We start from the raw sequence: 14,810 nt of genomic DNA on the forward strand, positions 1-14,810 counted from the left end.
GTCACCAGCCACAAGCACGAAAGTACGACCTGATGGATTCCCCCCTGCCTCGAAAGGCCGTTTAGCTTTCTGGTTTTCCGGGGGGCTCGTCGGCAGGATACTCGGCCTCACCTTCAGGGACCATCTCGTCCATCACCCCGATATCCTGGGCTTGATGCGCCTTGATAAAAGCGTTCACGGCATCAATGCGGCCAGCAATGAGCAGCAGATCGCCAAGCTGAATCAACTCCGACGCCGGCGGGGTCACAATGCGCTTTTTGCCGCGCTGAATGCCCAAAACCGTCACCTGATGCTCCTTACGCAACTGAGAGGTGGCCAGGGTGCGCCCCACCAGATCCGAATGCCCGCCAATGTAGGCTTTTTCAATACGGAAGGCTTGCGCATCGGTGCTGGCTGGCTCGACTTTGCGCGTCGTGTCCATCATCCGGATCGCGGAGTCCACCTGTTCGCTTTCGCCGTAGAGGATCAGGTTATCGCCTGGAAATAGAAACAACTGCGGCGAAGGATCGAACCGCGTCATCCCCCCCCGGGAAACCGCGATTACCTGCGCGCCGGTTTCAGAGCGCAGTTTCAGTTGGGCCAGCTCTTTACCACAAGCAACCGAATCCGCAGAGAGTTCGTACTCACGGATTTCGGCCTTCCAGGGATTGCGGCCCGCAATTTCCTTCAACGCCGTTTCACGGCCCAGTTCGTCACTTTCGCGGGAGTGCTCCTGAAAGCTCTGATAGAACAGGAATTCGATGCGGCTGTTAATTTGGTTAATCGAACGCCAGAAGAGCACCAGCGCCACACCACAGAGGATCAGGAAGATCGCCAGCGTAATGCCAGAAGGGAAAAAGTAGGACGCCGCCGATAGATACAGCCCACCGAAGAGCACCAGGACCACGCAAAGCAACAGCGTGTGGAACAGGTTTTTCATCCCACCAAGCAAGGTTTGCCGGTCACGGGATTCGCCGATCACGGACTCCGTGACGAGCATGATCAACACATCGAGATTGCGCAGAATAGCCGTCAAGAACGGCAAACAAAGACCGGCGGCGACGATCCAGACTCCCATTTGCGTAATGTCCTCAAAGCCGTGCACCTGTTCCCAGTTTTCCAGCAAATGCGAGCCCAGGTAAGCGCTGGCGATGATCGAATTAAGCACCAGGAAATAAAACACCACCTGCATCAACGGGCGCCGTGCGAGCCGAAAAAACGCGCTGCGGCCAATGTAGCGCCCCACGGCGTCCAGCATGCTGGCGTATATGCGGGTCGCGCGCTTGAGCACGTCCGGGCAACGATTCGCCATGGTATGAAAGAGGCGATCCGGTTTGGCGTTGAAAAAGGGCATGATCAGGTAAGTCGTGATCGCGAGCCCCACCGTCATGCTGGTCAGGCCGTCCCCGGTAATTCCAGAGCTGTAGCCCATCGCCGCTAAAATGAAACCAAACTCGCCCACGCTCGCCTTGGGCAACGCAGCACGAAAACCGACCTCGGGCGCCGCACCGCCCATGAAGAATCCCAGCCAGCACGCCGTTAATTTGCCCACGACGACCAAGAGCGCAATGCCCAGCACGGCGACCAGGTTATCCCAGATCCAAACGGGATTAATCAGCATGCCGATCGCCACAAAGAACACTGCGCAAAACAGGTCGCGCAGCGGCTCGGTAACGCGCTCAATTTCCTTCGAAAGATGGCTTTGAGCAAGGATTCCTCCCGCCAGAAACGCCCCCAACGCCACCGATAAATGCAACACGCTGGCCAACCAACCGACCCCCAGCACCAGCGCCACCGAGACCAGCGTAATCAGCTCTACGCTGCCAGCCCTTTTCAGAAATGCAGTCAATTTGGCGGCGGCCATGCGACCGAAGAAATACACCGCGACCACGAAGATCGCTACGCCCAGAATCACAAACGGCGCCTGTCCAAAATCAATATGACCAGAGACGGAGACTCCGCCCAAGATCACCAGCAGCAGCACCGCCACGATGTCCTCAAACACCAACAGGCCCACTGCCAATTGCGCTTCCACGCTGTTGAGCCGACCTTTTTCTCGCAGGATGCGGATGCAGACCATCGACGAGGAGTTCGTCAGAACGGCGCCCAGGAAAACGCCCTCGATCGCCGTGTAACCCACAAATGGCGCACAGAGCATCCCAATAAAAAACGCCAGCGCAGTCTGCAAAGTCACCGCCAGCAAGGCAGGCCAAAAAACGCGCTGCACCCGCCCCAGATCAAAGCCCAGGCCGATGGTGAACATCAGGAAGACGACGCCAAGCTCGCTGAGCTGATTGATAACCGATGCATCCTGCAAATTCGGCAGCTCCGGCAAGTAAGGACCGATCAGCAACCCGGCCAACAGATACCCCAGGATCACCGGCAAACGCAACAGATGAAAAATGACCGTCACGCTGGCGGCAACGCCGACGACCAGAGTCAGATCGCGCAATATGGTTGGTTCTTCCACGAGCCGTTACGATGGAGAGTCCCTCACCGCCGATCAATGACGAATTATCAACATTGCCGTTCGGGCAGCTACTTCCCCACACCGACCTCTTCGCGCTTTTCCTGTGCCTTTTTCGCGTAAAATTTCTTCTCCCACTCCTTCTGGTTCTTGTTGGCTTCCTTCAGGTAAGGGGTGTGCTTGGCCAGATTGATCACCATTGTGTTCAGCCAGTTGCCGAAACCAGTCATCGGGCGCTGAACGTCGACAAAAAGAACCACGCGGATGCCGTCGGTGTCATTCCAGACTTCATGATCAAAACAGTCGTCGAAGATGACTCCCTTACCTTCAGACCAATTGTAGAACTGCTTATCCACCCGTATCTTACAGTTTTCACGCGGCTCAGGAACAATCAGCCCCAAGTGGTAGCGTAAAACGCCGTTGTAGGGCCCGCGGTGCGCCGGTATGTGCTTCTGGGGAGAGAGAATCGAGAACATCGCGGTCTTCATGCCCGGGATCTTTTCCAAGGCCTTGACGGTGTTGGGACAGCGCCGACGGTTTTCCTCACACTCGATGCCATACCCCGCCAGGAAGAAGGTTTTCCAGTTGTTGTCGGTGGTGATCGTTTCGACTTCTTTGGTGATCTCGTGGAAGCTCGGCAACGCGGCGTGATCCTTCATCACCTCATCGAGCTCGGCGCGAATCAGTTCCCAATCCTCTTCGAATGCGGCAGCCCAGGGGAACAACTCATTGTCGTAAATGGGTGGGTTGCCGTGAACAGAATATTGAATATTCTTCGACTCCACCCAACTAATGAGCGCGTCGAATACCTTGTCAAAAGTGCTGCGGTTCTGCTTGAGGGGAGCTTTTTTCGGTTCCATTATAATCGTAGTTGCCGCCGTTGAAATTTTCTGACCGACAATAAAGCCATCTAGCACAATAATTTCCACATCTTTTTTGAAATTGGGTCACAATTAAGTAACGCTGCGGTCCCAATTTAATTCGCTAAACACATGAACGCCGACTCAAAACCTCCTCTGCAGGGCTGGATTAATCTGGCTGCGCCGCTGGTGCTCTGGGGGTTGCTGTGGTCGGAATTATCGGCCGAATGGATGCTCAACGACCAGTATGGCTATGGGCTTTTCGTGCCGGTGCTGGGGGGCTATCTGCTCATGCGTCGGTGGTCTGACCGCCCTGAGCCAGCGCCCAAGGGGGAGGGCGCCGCCGCGCTTTGGCTGATGATTGGCGTGATGACGCTCCTGCTCTTTCCGTTTCGCATTATCTATGACGCCAATGCCGACTGGCGGCTGCTAACTTGGATTCAGGGGCTACTGACCTTGACCGTGACCTTGGCGTTTCTGCTCTACTGGGGGGGGAGGCCCTGGGTGAGGCACTTTGCACCGGCCATCGTTTTTTGGCTCTTTGCCAACCCATGGGTCGTCACGATTGAGAAGCCGATCGTCAACGGCCTCATGACGATGGTTGCCGGCTGGGTCGTCGAGTCCGCCAATCTGTTGGGCGTCTTTGCTGAACGCAGCGGCAACATCATTAAGCTGTCCCGGGGGCTAGTCAGCGTGGAAGAGGCCTGTAGCGGAGTCCGTTCCCTGCAATCCACCCTGATGGCGTCGTATTTCCTGGGGGAACTGCTCCGCTTCCAATGGCGGGTGCGCATCGGGCTGATTGTTTCCGGCTGCCTGCTGGCGGTGTTCTTTAATTACGTGCGGACGCTGGTGCTGACGGTTGTGACGGCCCGGGAGGGGGCGGAGGTCATGGAGCGCTGGCACGATCCGGCGGGTTACATGGTCTTCGTGATGAGCCTGTTTGGGCTGCTCATGCTGACGGCGATTGCCCAGAAGTTTCGCCCAGACCACATTGGCGCCGTTGATGGCGCGCCGCTGCCCGAGGACTTCTCCCCTCGCCTGCTGCCAGCCACGCCACTCGTCGTCGCCATGGCGGCGATGCTGGCCTCCCTGCCTGCCGTCACGGCTTGGTATGCCTGGCGATCAGAGCCCGTCCGCCTGACCGGCTGGGACTTCAACTGGGAGGCCATGCCGACGCAAGTGGAATTCCAGTCGATCAACCCCCGCATCGAGGAGGTGCTCCACTACAGTGAGGGGGAGCTCGCTCAATGGCAAGGGCCGGGCAAATTGACCTGGATGGCTTATTTTTTACGGTGGGACAGCGCCCGGGCGGCGCAGTTGGGGGGGATTCACCGCCCGGAAGCCTGTCTGCCCGCCAGCGGGTTTAAGATGGTCCGGCGGGATGACGACTTCTTCTGGCAGGGGCCGGAGGGCTTGGAGCTCGCCTTTAACACTTATCTGTTCCGCGATGGCGATGACGACATGTATGTCTTTTACTGCCAATGGGATAAGACCAACTTCCCTTATCATCAAAAGACCGGGCGCTTCCAACTGGATCGCTTTACCGACACCTGGAACGGCGAGCGGAAAGACGGCAAGATCAAGCTGGAGATCTTCGTGTTCAACGCCCGTACCCGGACCGAAGCACTCAGCGGCCTCAAGGACATTCTGGCCAAAGTCATCGAACCAGAAATCAGCCAATCATAACGAATGGCATGCTTTTAGCTAAGCTTTGCCCGTGTCTGCGATTGACAAAGTAGAGCGTCGCGTGCGCTGCCTTTTTGACTTATCCCACGTAATCGGCGTATTCGTCATGGATGTGGAGGGGGATACCTTCGCCAGCATGACCTACCCGGGCCTCACCGAAGCGGAGAACGCCGGTAAATACGTGCTCAAATATTATCAGGACAACCGAACTAACATCGGTAATGACCAATTGAAGTCACATAACCGGGGCAGTCTCACCATTCACATTATACGTGGCCGGGAAGGCGCTGTGGCGGTGGCCGCCCAAAAGCAGGCCAACCTGCCCGGCATTCGCATTCTGGCAAAGAAACTCGCGGGCGACCTGACTTTGGCCGTCATGCAAGCTCTGACTGATGCCGCCGAAGTGGACGAGGAACGCGCTCCGAAGCTAGATAAGCCCAAGAGCAAACCGCCCATGCCGGACCCCTCGCTGAAGAAAAATCCTCTGGAGAAGGAGCCTGCAGAGGCCTCGTCGGCCAAAGAGTAGCTGCACCCCTGGAAGCGGGAGAAATAAGTGGCGCAACGTCGTTTTTAGCCCGATGCCGCGTGACATCGATTGGCTGAAGCTGGCGCAAGAATGCGTTTAAACCGGTATGCCACACCGCAACGTCTGTGAAGCGGCGATGACTGCATCGGTCCAGCCCCAGGCGCAACACTCACGGCTGCGGGGGCAACGACTAGACTGAGGACGATGCGTACGCTTACGTCTCGGGCGCCGGCACAACTGCGCGGCTGAAATTTGCTGAATATTTCATGATAGGATGGCGTTGATTTGCGTTGGGAGTCTTTCCCAATGATCGCTTTTCAATATAGAGTAAACGCATAACGATGCAAGCAATTTCAGTGAACAATTTAACATTTAAACACTCGGCCACTATTTTCATTTTGTCGCGAGGATCAAATTCTAGCCACTTACAAGAAGCTCAGAATGAAAAAACGCCAATCGCCAACTGGCCCTATCGCCACACCGCCATGAGGCCCAAGCAATGACTTTAGCCTCCATCATTGTGGGTTCAGCACTAAATATTTCTTGGTAACAATACACATACCAGCCTCAAACCCGGAGTCAGTCCTGAATTTCACGGCCATAATGGCCAGAAATTCGCCCCAGTGGCCATCACCACGATAGCACATTCAACACTGTATATCATTAATACAGTATAAGCAACAAGCACAGATTGATTAAACGATGGACTTCAAAACCGCCCCAGCGTCACATCCTACGCATCGAAACAATACAGCCTACACTGTCTTAAACATACAGCTTAGAGCTTATTCATATAGAACATCCAAAAACCCACAACCCACTAACAAAAGAACCAAATCTCTCCTTAATTTCATCTCACACATATAATGCATAATCAAATTTAACCAATGCCTTATTCAAAATAAGAAAGCCTAAAACTGACCTAAACATTTGCAAACAACCTCGATACCAGTTGACGGAAAGGACCGAGGATATTCTGATAATAGTCATACGAATGCCATTTATAATCCCATCAACACACTATTTCCTCTACCAAACACCCCCTACCCAAAGCATTCCATCAGTCACTACCAAAAAGCAGTCAAAAATTGTGGCTTCAATAATTAGCGCATCAATCAGAAATAAAATAAAAGCGATGTAGTTAGTTATCCATAACCAAAATTGAGTCTAAAATATCGAACCTACCACCTAGACCTTAAGGCTTAATTCATAACTTCCCGGACATGCGCAGACCATAGCGCTTAAATCGAAAAATCACCTACGCTTTTTAAATAATGAGAACGAGTCATCTCAAGAAAATGATCCAAGACAATGGCTGGGAAGATGCGTGGTGGCTCTGCTGCGACCGGGAAATACACCCTGAAGTGCTCAACACCAATCAGGTCGACGTCTACCTCGTTCACAATGAAACCCGTAACATTGCCGTCCTGCACGTCAGCGAAGCTGGTCAGGAGCACGAAAACTGGCTCTACCTGACCAATGAGCCGGAGCCAGCGGCAAAAACTGTCGAACCGACGCCTACCCCGGCGCACAACTCAGAGCTAGCTGACGTCAACGCGCAAATGGCGCAGGCCCAAGAGCTCATCAGGGCGCTAGCTGATCGGGTTTCCCTGCTGGAGCGTCACATCATGACGCTGAACAAGCCGCTCAGAGAGGCCATGGATATCATTGATGAACGGGCGCGCTTCCTCAGCGAGTCCGAAGAAGCGCTCATTGCCCGAATGGATGAGCAAGAGCGCACACAAGCCGAGCTGGATCAACTGAGAGAAGAGCTCGCTTCCCGCCAGGCGTTTAAAGTGGTTTCCAGCTCCTAACCGACCTTGCGGACAATGCCCAACACCCAACTATCCAAGCTCAAAAAGGAAATCTCCGAGCTCGAGAACGAGAAGGCAATCAAGCTGATCCTGGGCTACGACGCCAACACCGACCAAACACTCTATTGGTACTCCACTAAATCTTACAATGAAGGGCAAAAAAGCGCGATTCGCGAGCTCGCTTCACAGCGATTGGATAAGAGCACTGGCATCACCACCACGATGGTAACCCAGAATCGCAATGAAATCATTCTCTTCTCCCACCGCGATTCCCTGTCCGCAGTCATCATAGCCGACTCCAAAGCAATCACCACCGCGTTAGCGCGGACCCACTCGCTCCTTCTAATCGATTTTCTATCGTGCCTCCTTCAATCACGCAGCGAACACCAGGAGCCAAACGCCAACGATGCCCAAGCAACCGAAACCCTCGCTTCTCCGCAAGCAAAGCAACCCCGGCAATACCCAAAGCCAAGAAGCAAGCCGCAGAAAATCAGGAGAAACTATCCTAAACCCAATTCGCTCCCTCCTTTCTAAACTTCACCTGCACAAAGCAGACACAGAACCACAAAATACGAATACTATGAAACAAGTAGAACTCGACGAACTGACCTCAATCAACGGCTTCATCGGCGCTTGCCTCGTCGACTCCGACAGCGGCATGGTCCTCGGCATGGTCGGCGGTGGACAGATCAACCTGGATGTAGCCGCAGCAGGCAACACCGAGGTTGTCAAAGCCAAGCGCAAGACGATGCAAAGCCTGGGGCTCGACGATAAGATCGAAGACATCCTCATCACCCTGGGAACCCAATACCACCTGATCCGCCCCTTGAAATCCAACGAAGCCGTTTTCCTCTACATTGCCTTGCTTCGCAGCCAAGCCAACCTCGGCATGGCTCGTATCTCCCTCGCTACATTTGAAAAGGGAATCAGCCTTTAAACCTGGGCCGTAACGAGTGGCCATGATCCATGGAAATACCTGATGCATTTGTCCAAATGGCGAAGGCTTCACAAGGCCTCACCATTATAGTTGTCAAAGGTAACGGGCAACCACTCTTCGCACATCCTGCTCAGGCTGCCAAGAACAACGTCGTCAAACCGACGGTTCATGTAGTCAACCGCATCTCGAAAATTACCAATGGGTCCGAGAAGCCAGAACTGGTGATCTACCAAAGCGATCAATGCGTAAGGATCATCGGCCAGATTGACCAATCCTCCTGGCTTCAGATCTGCGACGAAACCTGCCCTAACCTAGGCTTAGCCATCCGGCAATTTGAGCAATACGCCAATTTATTTGCCTAAACTGCGAGCCTGACTCAAGTGGCGCGACCATCACTACCCAAGGTCGCGCCACTTTTAAAACAATTTATACGAATAAAACCCAGGATATTGAGGATCGATACGAAACGTTTTAAGTGAAGAGCTAGACTCTTTAACCAGGTGAATGTCGCGACTGTGCGCACTTCACGAGGCCACCGACTCCGCCCTGGCCGCTCTTCCCCCCAATTAGCATACCCTCGGCATCAAGAGTCCAAGCAAGAATGCGACAGAAATAAAAAATAGGCCTGTAACTCGCAATTTGGGATCACTTTTCCACAGCGAAATGGTGAATACAACCATTCCCAATGCACTGATCCAAAACATTTTATCGAGCAGTATCGTCCTATGACTATGAGGAATTCCGTAAATGTGCGTTTGTGAGTTTGCTATGATAAGATGAAAAATCACATACCCATAGAACCATGTAATTGAAGCAATTAGGCCGATACGCGAATATTTTTTCATATTTCATCCAAGGAGCGGAACGCCGTAGAATCAATCAAACCGACTCAGCCTTGAGGTCGCGGCCCATCAGGTTGCGCACGGTTTCGACTGGGTTGCCGTTTTCGTAGCAGACGCGGTGTATCTCGCCCAGAATCGGCGCTTCGACTCCGGCCTGCGTGACGATTTCCTTTACGCATTGCGCGGCCCAGTAGCCCTCGACCACGGTTTTGCGCCCCGTCATGAGTTCATCAATGCCCTGCCCTTGCGCCAGCGATTCGCCAAAGGTTCGGTTGCGGCTCCACTCACCATTGCAAGTGGCCACAAGATCACCAAAGCCACTGAGCCCATACATGGTCTCCGGCTTGGCGCCGATCGCCGCGCCAATGCGCACCATCTCGGCCAAAGCACGGGTGAGGAACGCAGCTTTCGCGTTGTCGCCCAGTTGGAGCCCGTCGCAAAGCCCTGCCCCGATGGCGTAAACATTTTTCAAGCAGCCGCCAAGCTCCACACCACGAAGATCACTGCTACGGTAGACGCGAAGGCTTTCGCTGCTGATTGCATGCTGCGCTTCCGTCAGTTGGGACTTATCCCCCTCCGCCGCCAGCACGATTGCGGTCGGCTTGCCCGCAGCGACCTCTCCGGCAAAAGTTGGGCCGGACAGCACTGCGGCGGACAGCTCCGGCAGCAACTCCTGGACAATTTCCGCTGGAGCGCGGAGCGTTGAGCGCTCATAGCCTTTGCACAGCGCAATCGCCATTTTAAGCTGCTCCGCGCCTGAAAGCGCCGGACGGATTTTTTCGCAAAGCTCGCGTAAGCCAGTCGACGGGCACGCCAGGATGACATAGTCCGCCTCCATTAGCACGGGGCTGATTTCGTGACCGATCTGAATGCTGTGGGGCAGTTTGTAGCCGGGCAGGTAGTCAGTGTTTTCACGCTCGGAAGCGAGTTGCAGGGCTTGCTCCATGCGGCGGGGAACGAGGGTAACGCTTTGTCCAGCGCGGTGCAGGCTGATGGCCATCGCTGTGCCCCAGGCGCCAGCGCCAAGTATTGCAAAATTCATGGCGCGAGCTAAACACGCCAACTTACCGGAGTCGCGCAAAAATTGTTAGCCGCAATAAGTTTTCATATAATCCTGTGCTCATGGTAATTTGGTCTAGAATGCGCTGTATTCTGGCTTTACTGTAGCGTTTTAAACGCTTCGAGCCATGAGATCACACAGTGACATCGTCATCGTCGGCGGCGGAATTATCGGACTCGCCTGCGCGTATTACCTGCGCAAAGCCGGACGCAGCGTGTGCCTGGTGGATCGCGGAAAAATCGGCCAGGGCGCTTCCCACGCCAACTGCGGGCTCGTGACCCCCAGCCACGCCCTGCCCCTGACGCAGCCCGGCATGGTCGCCAAAGGCTTGAAATGGATGCTCCACAGCGATTCCCCCTTTTACATCAAGCCGGATCTTGATCTGCCCAAATTTCTGTGGCTGCTCAAATTTGCCCTGCGCTGCAATGAGCGTGACATGCTCCAAGCCATGCGAGGCCGCAAGGCCATCCTCGACAGCTCACGTCAACTCTATGACGAGCTCTTCGCCGAACATGCGATGGACTGCGAATGGCATGACCAAGGCGTGCTTTTCGTCTTCAAGGAAAGCGCGGGCATGCACGCCTACGAAAAGACCAACGCCATCCTGGCCGAGCAAAACCTGGGGGCGACCCCGTTAACTGGCAAGGAACTCCACGCACGCGAGCCCGCCCTCTTGGACGACGTCTACGGCGCCTGGCACTATGAGATGGACGGGCATTTGCGGCCAGATCGCCTGGTCAGCGAATGGTTACGCGTCGTGCGTGGCCTGGGAGTGAAAATTGTCGAAGACTTTCAGATCGGCGCCATCGACGGCCCCACCCTTTACAGCGCCAACGGCGAACTGCGGGGCGACCACATTGTGCTGGCGACAGGCGCTTGGTCATCCCGCCTGAGTCGCGCACTGGGCGCGCATATCCCCATTCAGCCCGGCAAAGGCTATAGCATCACGATGACCCGACCGACCAATCCGGTGAAAATCCCCTGCCTCTTCCAAGAGGTCAAAATGGTGGCGACGCCATTCGACAGCGGATACCGACTGGGCGGCACCATGGAGTTTGCCGGCTTTGACGAGCGGCTGAACGAAACGCGCATCCAAGCCATCCGCCGCAGCGCAACGCAATACCTCCGCGAGCCCGAGGGTCCGGAGATCACCGAGACATGGTATGGCTGGCGCCCCATGACCTCAGACGGCCTGCCGATCATTGCCCGGGCGCCTCGCCGCCCTAATATCACCATTGCCGCAGGTCATAATATGCTGGGCCTCAGCATGGCCCCCGCCACCGGAAAACTGGTCGCTGAATTGATCACCGGTGAGACGCCGCACATCGACCCGCATCCATATCGCTTTCAGCGGTAGCCTCAGCCAACCGCGCCAGCACAGTTAATTAATTTTTCCGGACGATACCCGTTGCGTTCGGTTGGAGAAGTTATAAAGATGCACGCGGAATTATCTCCGCCCTGCTGTTCAACTATTTACCAGAACCTGATGTCACCTAAAGTCCTCATTGTTGGCGCTGGACCAGTCGGTCTGTGCCTGGCCTGCAACCTGACGCGCTACGGCGTGCCATTCCGCATCATTGAAAAACGCCCTGAAGCTTCCAAGACATCCAAAGCCCTGGGCATCCATGCGCGTTCGCTGGAAATGCTGGAAGATATGGGGCTGGTTGAGCAATTCGTCGAACGCGGGCTCAAGGTTCACCGCATTAATTTCTACGCTGAAGGCAAGGAGCTGACCCACGTCAACCTGAGCGAGGTGGACAGCCAGTTTAACTTCACGCTCGACCTGCCGCAAAGCGAAACCGAAGGCCTCTTCATCGACTGGCTGAAAGAGCGCGGCGTCGAAGTGAACCGCTACGTGGAGCTGATTGATCTCCAGGATGAGGGCGACCACGTAAACGTCGAACTCCGCAAAAAAGGCGGGGTAGTCGAGCGAGCCGCCTACGACTACGTGATCGGGTGCGACGGCGCGCACAGCACCGTGCGTCACAAGCTGGATCTACGCTTCGACGGCGACGCCTATACGGAACACTTCGCACTGGCCGACGTGCGTATAGACTGGGGGCTTTCGCCGGACGAAATGCACATGTTTTTTCATGGCGAAGGTTTCGTGATCCTGTTTCCTATGCGCAACAAGCGCTACCGCGTCGTGGCCACCGTCACCAGCGCCAAAGAGCCGGAGCTCGATGAAGCCTACCTGCAGAAGCTCTTGGATGTCCGCACCAAGCGTCAATCCCACGTCAGCGACGGCGTGTGGTTCTCAAACTTCCGCATCCACCACCGCATTGTGGAAAAATACCGCAAAGGACGGACATTTCTGGCGGGGGACGCCGCCCACATCCACAGCCCCGCTGGCGGCCAAGGCATGAACACTGGCATGCAGGACGCCTATAACCTCGCTTGGAAGCTCGCGCTCAAGCTTCAGGATAAGTGCGATTTGCTCGATAGTTATTCGCCCGAGCGCCTGCCCGTGGGGCACAGCGTAGTGGAGCTAACGGACCGCATGACAAAGGTCGCCACCTTGCAGAACCCGTTGGGCGCGGCGATTCGCAACCGTCTGCTCCCCGTGGTCGCCAGCCTTGGAGTCGTTCAACACAAGATGGTCGATTCCATTGAGGAAGTCAGCGTCAACTATCGCGACACGCAGTGGGTGGATGAGTATCTGGGCGCCGCCGGTTCGAGCTCACGCTCCCCCTTTGCCCACGGACCAATGCCCGGCGACCGCGCGCCAGATGCAATCGTCACGCACAGCGTTAGCGGCAAACCTCTGCGCCTGTTTGATCTTTTTCACGGCACGCATTTCACGCTACTGCTCTTCACCAGCTCAGACGCCAAGGAAGACCAACTTCAGCGACTACTCCAAGCATCTGAACTGGCCACAGTCCGCCTGGGAGACTGGGTGCAAACCGCGTTTGTCTCAGGCCGCAAACCGCCCAAATCGCTCTGTGAACGCAGCGTTTACCTGGATGCGCGCTCCACCGCGCATAAGAACTATGGAGTGGCGGTCAGCCAAGCCTTGTATTTGATCCGGCCAGATGGCTACATCGCCTTCCGCAGCATGCCCATCAGCATCGATGCGCTAAAAGCGTACTTCGACCGGCTGGAAATAAAGTAGGTATTCCCGCCTAGAACCAACCGCCGCTGTCACGGACAACGCCGTGCTCGTCCGTATCGGTCGAGGAGCAACCGGAACCAGCAGCCAATAACGCAAGGGCTGTCAAAGCCAGAAGAAGGAGTCGCTTGATCATGAGTAGTTATGAGCAGTCAACGCGCCGATTTCGTCAATTCTGAAATGTCGTCGAGCACACCCCAATGCTATTTTCCCACCGCATGCCGAACCTGGCGCAACGCTTCGTAAACCGCGATGCCCGCCGCGGTGGATAAATTAAGCGACCGCAGGTTCGACGCGAATTGAGGAATCGTAATCCGCGTGGCGTCCAACTCATCATGCAAAGAATCTGGCGCGCCATGCCCTTCGTTGCCAAAGACCAGCGCGTCCCCATCGGCAAAATCCGCGTCCCATATCGTGCGTTCAGCCTTCGTCGTGAGCAGCCAGGCGCGCGGCGGTCGAACGGTTTTCCGGAATGCAGCCCAATCCGCATGATGCTGGACATCCAGCTCCTTCCAATAGTCCATGCCACTGCGTTTGAGCTGCTTGTCGGTGATGATAAAGCCCAGCGGATGAATCAGGTGCAGCCGGCATTCCGTAATTGCGCACATCCGGCCAATATTACCCGTATTTTGCGGAATCTCAGGTTGGTGCAGGACGACGTGGAGCATGGGGAAATCGGAAATTCAAAAAGATAAATATCAAAACCGAGCAGCCGATTAACGTTTTTACATTTTGAACTTATACTTTTGCATTCTATCGACGCGCTGAGACGTAGCGGTCGGCTTCGCGCAGTTGCTGCTTGGCCTTGAGGGAATCGCGCTTGTCGTGGAGCTTTTTGCCTTTGCAAAGGGCGATCTCCACTTTGATCAACGCCTGCTTAAAATAGAGTCGAGTCGGAATCAGCGCCTGGCCGCCTGCTTCCATTTCCTTCTTCAGACGCTCAATTTCCTTCCGCTTGAGAAGGAGCGTGCGTGGGCGCGTGGGGTTGTGCTTACCACTGCTGTCGAACTGAAATTCGTCGATGTAGGCATGGTAGAGCTTGGGCACCATGTCGCTGTCGATGCGCACGAAAGCCTCGGTGATTTGCCCCTTGCCCGCACGAATCGACTTCACTTCCGGGCCAGTGAGCTTGACGCCCGCCTCGAACTTATCGCCCACGAAGTAGTTGTGGAACGCCTTGGAATTGCGCACCTCCTTGAAGTGGTCGTTTTTCTTGTTCTTGGCCATGGGAATGTATCAGGAATAAAAAACGGATTGGCCGTTATCGAGCCAATCCGCTGGAAAGTGTTGTTGGCTTCTCAATTAAAGAGCCGATTCGCTACCGTGGTAAAGTTCGTAGTCGATCTTACCCTCGATAATTTCGCGTAGCGCGATGTCTTCGGGCTCGAGCTTTTCGAGAGACTCAACCAAGGGCTTCATCCCATACTTCAACTGCTTGACCCGGCGGCTCACCAAGTTGATCAGGATGTTGGGATCTTCGATTTTTTTCTGGGCTTCGATTAAGTATTCGTCGCGCATGTAACTGCTTAG

14 protein-coding genes are annotated in these 14,810 nt (G+C 55.1%); 8 read left to right on the top strand and 6 right to left on the bottom strand.

The features are described from left to right. Positions 1–61 precede the first annotated feature (61 nt). Together RBB63_RS14980 and RBB63_RS14985 are read right to left on the bottom strand one after the other, a co-directional pair. The gene (locus RBB63_RS14980; protein WP_309385778.1) at positions 62–2,449 is read right to left on the bottom strand and encodes a monovalent cation:proton antiporter family protein; all 2,388 of its coding nucleotides are present in this window, start codon (positions 2,447–2,449) and stop codon (positions 62–64) included. Between the two features lie 68 nt (positions 2,450–2,517). Beyond that, complete coding sequence (locus RBB63_RS14985) at positions 2,518–3,306, bottom strand: aspartyl/asparaginyl beta-hydroxylase domain-containing protein (protein ID WP_309385779.1); 789 nt, start codon at positions 3,304–3,306, stop codon at positions 2,518–2,520. A 132-nt stretch (positions 3,307–3,438) separates the two neighbouring features. Between RBB63_RS14985 and RBB63_RS14990 the strand changes: the two genes are divergently transcribed. The 6 genes from RBB63_RS14990 to RBB63_RS15015 all read left to right on the top strand — a co-directional run bounded on the left by RBB63_RS14990 (position 3,439) and on the right by RBB63_RS15015 (position 8,631). Then, positions 3,439–4,992: an exosortase/archaeosortase family protein gene (locus RBB63_RS14990; RefSeq protein WP_309385780.1), complete on the top strand. Its 1,554-nt coding sequence runs from the start codon at positions 3,439–3,441 to the stop codon at positions 4,990–4,992. A gap of 31 nt (positions 4,993–5,023) precedes the next feature. Beyond that, positions 5,024–5,518 carry a hypothetical protein gene (locus RBB63_RS14995; protein ID WP_309385781.1) on the top strand — a complete coding sequence of 165 codons (495 nt, stop codon included), beginning with the start codon at positions 5,024–5,026 and terminating at the stop codon, positions 5,516–5,518. Between the two features lie 1,274 nt (positions 5,519–6,792). Next, a complete protein-coding gene (locus tag RBB63_RS15000; protein ID WP_309385782.1) occupies positions 6,793–7,332 on the top strand; it encodes a coiled-coil domain-containing protein in 540 nt (179 codons plus the stop codon). A gap of 15 nt (positions 7,333–7,347) precedes the next feature. Continuing rightward, complete coding sequence (locus tag RBB63_RS15005; RefSeq protein WP_309385783.1) at positions 7,348–7,866, top strand: hypothetical protein; 519 nt, start codon at positions 7,348–7,350, stop codon at positions 7,864–7,866. A gap of 46 nt (positions 7,867–7,912) precedes the next feature. After that, positions 7,913–8,269, top strand: a complete 357-nt coding sequence (locus RBB63_RS15010) for a hypothetical protein (protein ID WP_309385784.1) — start codon at positions 7,913–7,915, stop codon at positions 8,267–8,269. 29 nt (positions 8,270–8,298) lie between these two features. Further along, positions 8,299–8,631: a hypothetical protein gene (locus RBB63_RS15015; protein WP_309385785.1), complete on the top strand. Its 333-nt coding sequence runs from the start codon at positions 8,299–8,301 to the stop codon at positions 8,629–8,631. Positions 8,632–9,148: 517 nt separating this feature from the next. On the opposite strand, the gene RBB63_RS15020 is transcribed toward RBB63_RS15015, so the two are convergent. Further along, entirely contained in the window at positions 9,149–10,153 is a 1,005-nt protein-coding gene (locus RBB63_RS15020; protein WP_309385786.1) for an NAD(P)H-dependent glycerol-3-phosphate dehydrogenase, read from the bottom strand. Between the two features lie 145 nt (positions 10,154–10,298). On the opposite strand from RBB63_RS15020, the gene RBB63_RS15025 reads away from it, so the two are divergent. Together RBB63_RS15025 and RBB63_RS15030 are read left to right on the top strand one after the other, a co-directional pair. After that, positions 10,299–11,528, top strand: a complete 1,230-nt coding sequence (locus RBB63_RS15025) for an NAD(P)/FAD-dependent oxidoreductase (protein ID WP_309385787.1) — start codon at positions 10,299–10,301, stop codon at positions 11,526–11,528. Between the two features lie 129 nt (positions 11,529–11,657). Then, positions 11,658–13,283, top strand: a complete 1,626-nt coding sequence (locus RBB63_RS15030) for an FAD-dependent monooxygenase (protein ID WP_309385788.1) — start codon at positions 11,658–11,660, stop codon at positions 13,281–13,283. Positions 13,284–13,483: 200 nt separating this feature from the next. Here RBB63_RS15030 and RBB63_RS15035 read toward each other — a convergent pair whose 3' ends face one another. The 3 genes from RBB63_RS15035 to RBB63_RS15045 all read right to left on the bottom strand — a co-directional run bounded on the left by RBB63_RS15035 (position 13,484) and on the right by RBB63_RS15045 (position 14,798). Further along, positions 13,484–13,948: a tRNA (cytidine(34)-2'-O)-methyltransferase gene (locus tag RBB63_RS15035; RefSeq protein WP_309385789.1), complete on the bottom strand. Its 465-nt coding sequence runs from the start codon at positions 13,946–13,948 to the stop codon at positions 13,484–13,486. Between the two features lie 85 nt (positions 13,949–14,033). Continuing rightward, positions 14,034–14,507: an SsrA-binding protein SmpB gene (gene smpB / locus RBB63_RS15040; protein WP_309385790.1), complete on the bottom strand. Its 474-nt coding sequence runs from the start codon at positions 14,505–14,507 to the stop codon at positions 14,034–14,036. A gap of 75 nt (positions 14,508–14,582) precedes the next feature. Then, positions 14,583–14,798 (bottom strand): DNA-directed RNA polymerase subunit omega, encoded by a 216-nt coding sequence (locus tag RBB63_RS15045; RefSeq protein WP_309385791.1) that lies wholly within the window; start codon positions 14,796–14,798, stop codon positions 14,583–14,585. Between the last annotated feature and the right edge of the window lie 12 nt (positions 14,799–14,810).

The sequence above is a fragment of the Cerasicoccus frondis genome (genome assembly GCA_031296915.1).
Taxonomy (GTDB): domain Bacteria; phylum Verrucomicrobiota; class Verrucomicrobiia; order Opitutales; family Cerasicoccaceae; genus Cerasicoccus; species Cerasicoccus frondis.

What these genes read in the sequence shown, in the direction of transcription:
- smpB (WP_309385790.1), bottom strand. Translation starts at nt 14,507, where the DNA reads ATGGCCAAGAACAAGAAAAACGACCACTTCAAGGAGGTGCGCAATTCC.
- RBB63_RS15005 (WP_309385783.1), top strand. Translation starts at nt 7,348, where the DNA reads ATGCCCAACACCCAACTATCCAAGCTCAAAAAGGAAATCTCCGAGCTC.
- RBB63_RS15010 (WP_309385784.1), top strand. Translation starts at nt 7,913, where the DNA reads ATGAAACAAGTAGAACTCGACGAACTGACCTCAATCAACGGCTTCATC.
- RBB63_RS15035 (WP_309385789.1), bottom strand. Translation starts at nt 13,948, where the DNA reads ATGCTCCACGTCGTCCTGCACCAACCTGAGATTCCGCAAAATACGGGT.
- RBB63_RS15045 (WP_309385791.1), bottom strand. Translation starts at nt 14,798, where the DNA reads ATGCGCGACGAATACTTAATCGAAGCCCAGAAAAAAATCGAAGATCCC.
- RBB63_RS15015 (WP_309385785.1), top strand. Translation starts at nt 8,299, where the DNA reads ATGGAAATACCTGATGCATTTGTCCAAATGGCGAAGGCTTCACAAGGC.
- RBB63_RS14990 (WP_309385780.1), top strand. Translation starts at nt 3,439, where the DNA reads ATGAACGCCGACTCAAAACCTCCTCTGCAGGGCTGGATTAATCTGGCT.
- RBB63_RS15025 (WP_309385787.1), top strand. Translation starts at nt 10,299, where the DNA reads ATGAGATCACACAGTGACATCGTCATCGTCGGCGGCGGAATTATCGGA.
- RBB63_RS15000 (WP_309385782.1), top strand. Translation starts at nt 6,793, where the DNA reads ATGAGAACGAGTCATCTCAAGAAAATGATCCAAGACAATGGCTGGGAA.
- RBB63_RS15030 (WP_309385788.1), top strand. Translation starts at nt 11,658, where the DNA reads ATGTCACCTAAAGTCCTCATTGTTGGCGCTGGACCAGTCGGTCTGTGC.
- RBB63_RS15020 (WP_309385786.1), bottom strand. Translation starts at nt 10,153, where the DNA reads ATGAATTTTGCAATACTTGGCGCTGGCGCCTGGGGCACAGCGATGGCC.
- RBB63_RS14985 (WP_309385779.1), bottom strand. Translation starts at nt 3,306, where the DNA reads ATGGAACCGAAAAAAGCTCCCCTCAAGCAGAACCGCAGCACTTTTGAC.